Raw genomic sequence first — 6,437 nt, forward strand, 5'->3', positions numbered from 1 at the left:
ATTTCTTTTGTTGAAATTATATCCATAGTATTCTACCTTCCTTTACCAAAAATTATTTTGTTGATATCTCTAAAGTCTTCCCAGGGTATACAATCTATATCATTGTCTTTGCAGTAGTCTAATAAACTATCTTTAGCAAAAACCATATCTGCTACCTCTGCAACAGGTTTGTCTGTAACACCATCTCCTATAAAAATTACAGTATTATCTTTCTCTTTATAGTTTTCATAATGTTTAATTTTACAATTACCACAAGGACCTAATTTACAGCAGTTAGAAGCTTTGTGGTAATAGTCTAAAGTTACTTCATCACCAAAATTAATAGAATTAGCATATATATCAATATCATTTATGCCATGTTTTCTTAAAAAAGGTATTATTCCATTTTCAAATCCACCACTAATAATTGCAAAGGGAATATTGTTTCTTTTTACTTTTTGAAAAAATTCTTTAAATCCCCTAGATATTTCAATTTTATTTAATATAAAATTTGTATATTCTTCTTCATTTATTCCAATATCTCTATACTGTAATTCCAAATAAGATAATAAATGTATTTTACCTTTTTTGTATTGATTATATCGTTCTCTAGTTGTTTCATTGCCAAAATACTTTATTAGTTTTGCATTTGTATCTTCAGTAGTTATAGTGCCATCAAAATCTGATAATATAACTATACTACTTAAATCATTAATTTTAATCATTAATACCTCCCTATGAGAAGTTTTAGCCGCGAATATTCGCGGCTATTTTAGTTTTTAGATACTATTAATTCTTTTTATAAATTGTTACTCCTTTTACTACCCTATTAACTATTCCACTTGGATTTGGATCATCAGGTTCTACTTTTACTTTTATAGAATAGAATAAAGCAATTAATTGAGCATATAAAGCATACAATAAGGATATGAATCCTGTATTATTAATGTTATTTCCATCTTTACTTAGATAGAAATATTTATTGCTATTTTCTTCTACTTCTCCATAATATTTATTTGATATAGCTACTACCTTATGGTCACCTGCATCATTGTAAATTTCTTTAAGCATATCTATATCATATTTTCTTGTATAAGGATCTTCTGATATATAAATAATTATTAATGTATTATTATTAGTTATAGATTTTGGTCCATGTCTAAATCCTAATGTAGTCTCATAATGAGAGATAATTTGACCCCTAGTTAATTCTAATAATTTTAATCCGCTTTCTTTTGTTAAACCTCGAAAACTACTAGAACCTAAATATACGATTCTATTGTATTTGGAATCTATTAAACCTTTTATTTCTTTCTGGTCACTATTTAATATATCTTTACCTATAGTTGCCATTTCAATAATCTGTTTTTTATTATTTTTAAAGTTTTCCATATCAAATATTAATAGAGAAGTAAGAGTCATACAAGAAAAACTACTAGTCATAGCAAAACCTTTGTCATTTGATTCATCTGGCATTAGTAGTAATAATACATTTTCTTTTCCTTTAGATATTTCTGCTAATTTTCCTTCTACATTACAAGTAATAAATATATGGCTTACTTCATCTATCATTTCATTAGCTAAATTATAGGTTGCAACACTTTCCGGACTATTTCCTGAACGAGCAAAGGACACTAATATTGTAGGTATATCCTTTTTAAAATAAATTTCTGGCTCAGCTATAATATCTGTTGTAGGTATAGCTTCATAAATATATTCTTCTCCCATATTTAATTGTTGTGTTGCAATTTCACCTACATAGGCTGAGGTTCCTGCACCTGCAAATATTACTCTAACTTTATCTTTGTTTAATCTTTCTTCCAAAAATTTATTGATATTATCTTTATTGTCCTCAACTATTTTTAAAACTTCTAGCCATAGTTTAGGTTGTTGAGATATTTCTGTGGCAGTATTAAATCCATTTAATACTTTCCATTTCTCATCTTCTATATCAAACATAATTTTCACTCCTATTTAAATATTAAATTTATGCGGTAATGATGTAATGTTGTAATTACCAGTGTTGATAAAACTAATTACTTATTTAACACTACATGGTACTTAAATTTATCTCCTCTTGCTATTCCCTTTGTATACTCAATTATCATATTATTTTCATGGGTTATTCTTTCAATCATCATACTTGGTAATCCTGGAGTATATCTAAGAAGCTCTGCTTCCCAATCATTAGTCAATACAGATTGAAATATTTCTTCTGCACAAGTAAAAAAGGCATTGTAATCTTTTGTGAAAATATCATACATAGCATTTTCTTGTAATTTTTCCTTTGTTAAATCTGGAAACCTACTACAAGGTACATAGCTTGTCTCTAACATCATTGGCATATTATCAGCAAGCCTTAATCTTGTAAATTTATATACCTGATCACCTACATTCAGATTCATCTTTTCTGCTAACTTTTCTTTACAACTAATTATATTAAAATCTAATACTTCAGAAGAAGGAGTTTTATCAGCTTTCTTCATTTCTTCCGTAAAACTATAAAATTCTAATAAGTCTTGTTTAAATCTTTCAGAAGATATGAAAGTTCCTTTTCCATGAACTCTATATACATAACCATTATTTTCTAGCTCTTGAATGGCTTGTCTTACGGTAGTTCTACTTATGTCAAAAGTATTACATAATTCTCTTTCAGAAGGAAGTATATCATTTTCAGTTAAATTTCCTTCTTCTATCATTTCTATTATTATATCCATCACTTGATAATATAATGGAACTCTACTTTGTTTATCTATTGTTTTCATTTTTATCACCTTAATGCTTTATTCTTTAACGGTTTTAGCAGCTAACACAATCTTATCTTATATGTTAAATATAGTCAACTCCACCATACTCAAGTTCCACCACCCTAGAATATTTTTTAAAGGCTAATTATCTCCTTAGTAATAATTGATTTATGAACAGCTTCAGCAATTCTAGTAGCTTGTATTCCATCAAAAGCATCTGCAATAAATGGAGTATTATTTATCACTGCTGTAATAAAATCCTTCATTGGTTGAACACCAAAACCACTTGCATCATTTTCTGTAAAATTCATAAAAAGATAATTAGGTACACTGGCTTTGTCTTGATTATATTGATTTAATCCTCTATAGGATTCATTTTTATAATAGCCTTTTTCAGATATAATTATTAATTGTCCATCGTTAGATTTAGGAAAACTATTAGGTAGAATCCATGAATTCTCAACTGTCCAGTTAGAGCCGTCTTCCATTTCTAATATAGTTTGCATAGAATCATAGGTATTACAGCCCTTATTTACTAATACTTGCTTATTACCTACAGCATATACTCTTTTAACTTCACTTTCTGTAATAAAACGAATTAAATCGTAACAATGTACTCCTAAAAACCAAGCTGGTGAGGATTTTTCTGTCCAATTAAACCATTTTAATGGAACATCAATAATGTCATCTAAGGCCATATAACCTCTGACAATTTTATCTTTATTATTTGTAATATCATTTTTTATAGCTAAATATGCTGGATCCCATCTTTTATGAAAATCTACTGCTACACGAACATTGTTTTCTTTTGCAATTTTTATTAGTTCTTCCCCTTCCTCTACAGTAGTAGCTAAAGGTTTTTCTACAAATATATTCTTAATGCCGCCTAAAATAGCATCTTTCATAGGTTCATAATGATAAGGATCTGGTGTTGCTATAGAAATTGCATCTAATTCTTCATTTTTTAACATTTCTTTTACAGATGAATAACCTTTTATATTATATTCTTTTTCTGTTGCTTGTAATCTTTCTTCATTTGTATCACAAAATACTACTTTCTTAACATTATTGTCTGTAGTATAAGTGTTTAGATGGTAATGCCCATATATTCCTGCTCCAACTACACCTATATTAATCTTATTTGACATTATATTAAGCCTCCTACTTTTTTATTAATTACCTGCTTTTACTTTTTGTTTCTTTTCTAAATATAATCCTCCAACAATTGCTAATATAGAAATAGCCGCTAAAAGTATACCTGCCATAACAGGAGCTTGTGCTATTTTAGCTGGAAGATATATAAATAAGTTTCCTAAAGCCATAGTAGTTGCTTCTTGACCTTGTTGAACTAATGTTAAGCCTTGTGCTTCACCCATTTTAGTTAATAAAGGTGCTGCCCAACTAGATATATAAAGTACAATAGGTATAAATATTAAGCTTGAAATAATAGTTCTTAGTCTATCTCCATTATGAATTATCGTTGCAAAACAGACATAGAATGCTGCAAAGGGTACTTCTCCTAATGGTAATGTAGTATTTCCTGGTAGTATAGCTGCAAAAATCATGAATACCGGAATCATCAACATACCTACACTAATTGTTACAGAATGTCCTATAGTAACTGCTGAATCTAAACCAATATATAACTCTCTATCTTCAAACTTACTTGAAAAGAATTCTTTAGCTTGGTTTGAAATAGGAATTAACCCTGAAACAATCATTTTTACCATAGTTGGAAAGAGAACCATAATTCCAGCTGTTTTCATAGTTATATCCATAACACCTTTAAAGTCATAACCTGCAATTAATCCAAATGCTGCCCCTAATATTAATCCTAAATAAAGAGGATCTCCTATTATGGAACCAATGAATTTCATTGTTTTACTTTGTTCTTTTTTACTCTCCTTTTCTTCTTTAGAACCATTTAAAAAAGGAATGTGATCATAAACTTTGTCTAAAACCATAAACAGTGGTGCACTAGCAGCAGCAAATCCATGGGGAATAGCTATACCCTCTATTCCAATTACTTTTTGAACACGTTTTGCTGTTACATCGGCTACTTTTAAACTTAATATGGCGTGGGTTACACCAGCCATAATAGCTAAAACACTATTGCCGGTTAAAATTTGTACAAAACCAGCTGTTATTGCAAAGTACCAAAAGTTATATATATCAATATTCATTGTATTAGTCAAATTTAAAGCTAACATTAATAAGTTAACTAATAAAATTACTATTATCAATAACCCACCTAAAGCTGAACCAAAACCTATAGCTGCAGCAGGTCCTCCCCCAACGTCAATAGCAGTTAAGTTTAAATTTAACCTTTCTACCATTATATTGATTACTGGAGAAAGAGATTCTTCAGTTAATGTGGAGACAATGCTAACACCAATAAGTCCAATTCCCACTGTAACTCCTGCTTTAATAGCTTTTCTTATACTTAATCCCATAGCAATTCCTATAATAATCATAATCATAGGAACAAATATATAACTTCCAAGTCCTACAATATAATCAATTACCTGTGTCATTTTATACATCTCCCTCTTTTAATATTGAGATAACTTTGTCTGATACAACATCTTCATTGATACCTGTTAAAAAAGCGCTTCCTTGAATTAATGGCACTCCATAGTCTTCATCTACATTCATGGTAGTAATAATTAAATCAGCATTGTCTGATACACTAGGTATTCCATTTAATGTACTTTGAACTATTTCACATTTGATATTATTTTCTTCTAAAAGATCTTCTATTTTTTCTCTTATCATAGTTGATGTTGCTAAGCCAGCTCCGCAAGCTATAATTACTTTTTTCATATAAATTCCTCCTATTCTTTAATAAATTCATTTAAAATATCACAAATAATTTTTTTATCTTTTTCTGCTCTAATTTTATTAAATAATACTTCATTTTGTAGCATTTCCATTATTGCTTTTAATATTTTTAATTGTCTATTAGATTCTTTAATTGCTAGTAGAAAAACAAACTCTACTTCCACAATACTATTAATATCTTCCATGGAACGGAAAGGAACTTTATTTTCTAAAATGCCTAGACATATTCCTGATTTTTTAACATTTCTGTTTAAAGCATGAGGAATAGCTATAGCAGCCTTCTTTGCTTGCAACCCAGTCGGAAACTCTTCTTCTCTTTCTAATACTGATTTAATATAGCTTCCATCGACGAAACCGTTTTCACTAAGCTGTTTTCCCAGTAATTCAATTACTTCTGTTGAATTATTAGCAGAGATGTTTTTAACAATTAGTTCAGGGACAAATTTAAAACTCAAGTATTAGTCACCCCTTTCATTATATTTTGTTGTTTTTTAACTTTATTACTGTTAACACTTTCCTAAAGTCTATTTTTAACTGGTAGTGTTGTTATTACCATTCAGGTGATAAAATAAAATAAATGCAAGATATAATACTAACTTTTTAATCTGGTAATTACCACTGATATAATTATAAACTATTCTTTTTTCTTTGTCAATATAATTTATTTTACACTAAGATCATACAAAAACTCTTTTCTAAATTTATTTTTATTAGAAAAAAGAAAAAACTATGGACAAACCCAAGAGAATTAAATAAAGGTTCCTCTCAGATGATGCTTGTTTTCGCATGCATGAATTTAAAAAAACAGCAAATTGGGTATGAGCAAATTAAAATGGAGATAACACCTATGGACCTTCAACCACTTTTTTG

General features: G+C 28.7%; 7 protein-coding genes. All 7 read right to left on the reverse strand.

All coding sequences use genetic code 11. The features are described from left to right. Positions 1 to 32: 32 nt before the first annotated feature. Positions 33 to 704, reverse strand: a complete 672-nt coding sequence (locus VK071_12810) for an MtnX-like HAD-IB family phosphatase (GenBank protein ID HLR36193.1) — start codon at positions 702 to 704, stop codon at positions 33 to 35. A gap of 64 nt (positions 705 to 768) precedes the next feature. Beyond that, positions 769 to 1,938, reverse strand: coding sequence for an SIS domain-containing protein (locus VK071_12815; protein HLR36194.1), 1,170 nt, complete (start codon positions 1,936 to 1,938; stop codon positions 769 to 771). Between the two features lie 77 nt (positions 1,939 to 2,015). Continuing rightward, the gene (locus VK071_12820) at positions 2,016 to 2,744 is read right to left on the reverse strand and encodes a GntR family transcriptional regulator (GenBank protein HLR36195.1); all 729 of its coding nucleotides are present in this window, start codon (positions 2,742 to 2,744) and stop codon (positions 2,016 to 2,018) included. 116 nt (positions 2,745 to 2,860) lie between these two features. Next, positions 2,861 to 3,874, reverse strand: coding sequence for a Gfo/Idh/MocA family oxidoreductase (locus tag VK071_12825; GenBank protein ID HLR36196.1), 1,014 nt, complete (start codon positions 3,872 to 3,874; stop codon positions 2,861 to 2,863). Positions 3,875 to 3,898: 24 nt separating this feature from the next. Then, entirely contained in the window at positions 3,899 to 5,260 is a 1,362-nt protein-coding gene (locus tag VK071_12830; GenBank protein ID HLR36197.1) for a PTS transporter subunit IIC, read from the reverse strand. A gap of 1 nt (position 5,261) precedes the next feature. After that, the gene (locus VK071_12835) at positions 5,262 to 5,549 is read right to left on the reverse strand and encodes a PTS sugar transporter subunit IIB (GenBank protein HLR36198.1); all 288 of its coding nucleotides are present in this window, start codon (positions 5,547 to 5,549) and stop codon (positions 5,262 to 5,264) included. Positions 5,550 to 5,560: 11 nt separating this feature from the next. Next, positions 5,561 to 6,022 carry a PTS sugar transporter subunit IIA gene (locus tag VK071_12840; protein ID HLR36199.1) on the reverse strand — a complete coding sequence of 154 codons (462 nt, stop codon included), beginning with the start codon at positions 6,020 to 6,022 and terminating at the stop codon, positions 5,561 to 5,563. Between the last annotated feature and the right edge of the window lie 415 nt (positions 6,023 to 6,437).

The sequence above is a fragment of the Tissierellales bacterium genome (assembly GCA_035301805.1).
GTDB lineage: Bacteria > Bacillota > Clostridia > Tissierellales > DATGTQ01 > DATGTQ01.